Raw genomic sequence first — 831 nt, 5'->3', positions numbered from 1 at the left:
TTGGTGTTGCGCCAGGTGAAGTACGTGTAGGACTGCTGGAAGCCGATCTGGGCGAGGGTGTGCATCATCGCCGGGCGGGTGAAGGCCTCGGCCAGGAAGATCACGTCCGGGTCGCGGCGGTTGACCTCGGCGATGACCCGTTCCCAGAAGACCACCGGCTTGGTGTGCGGGTTGTCCACGCGGAAGATCCGCACGCCGTGCCCCATCCAGTGCCGCAGCACCCGGACGGTCTCGGCGACCAGGCCGTCCATGTCGGCGTCGAAGGCGATGGGGTAGATGTCCTGGTACTTCTTCGGCGGGTTCTCGGCGTAGGCGATGCTGCCGTCGGGGCGGTGGTGGAACCACTCGGGGTGCTTGTGCACCCAAGGGTGGTCCGGTGAGCACTGCAACGCGAAGTCCAGGGCGATCTCCAGGCCCAGCTTCCGCGCCTCGGCGACGAAGAAGTCGAAGTCCTCGATGGTGCCCAGATCGGGGTGGACGGCGTCGTGGCCGCCTTCGGGGGAGCCGATCGCCCAGGGCACGCCGACGTCGTCGGGTCCGGGGGTGAGGGTGTTGTTGCGGCCCTTGCGGAAGGTGGTGCCGATGGGGTGGATGGGCGGGAGGTAGACGACGTCGAAGCCCATGTCCGCGATCGGCTTCAGCCGGCGCGCGGCCGTGCGGAAGGTGCCGTGGGGCTGCTCGGCGGTGCCTTCCGAGCGGGGGAAGAACTCGTACCACGAGCCGTACAGGGCGCGTTCGCGCTCCACCAGCAGCGGCATCGGATCGGAGGCGGTGACCAACTCCCGCAGCGGGAACCGGGCCAGGACCGACTCCACCTCCGGGGACAGCGCC

1 protein-coding gene is annotated in these 831 nt (G+C 69.0%); it reads right to left on the bottom strand.

The genetic code is table 11. The annotated features are described in order from the left end of the window. A partial coding sequence (locus AQJ11_RS45040) for an alpha-amylase family protein (RefSeq protein WP_244218688.1) occupies positions 1-831 on the bottom strand: 831 nt, incomplete at both ends.

The sequence above is a fragment of the Streptomyces corchorusii genome (genome assembly GCF_001514055.1).
Taxonomy (GTDB): Bacteria; Actinomycetota; Actinomycetes; order Streptomycetales; family Streptomycetaceae; genus Streptomyces; species Streptomyces olivaceoviridis.
The sequence above is the reverse complement of the archived record's forward strand: the minus strand, read 5'-3'. Positions and strand labels throughout refer to the sequence as shown.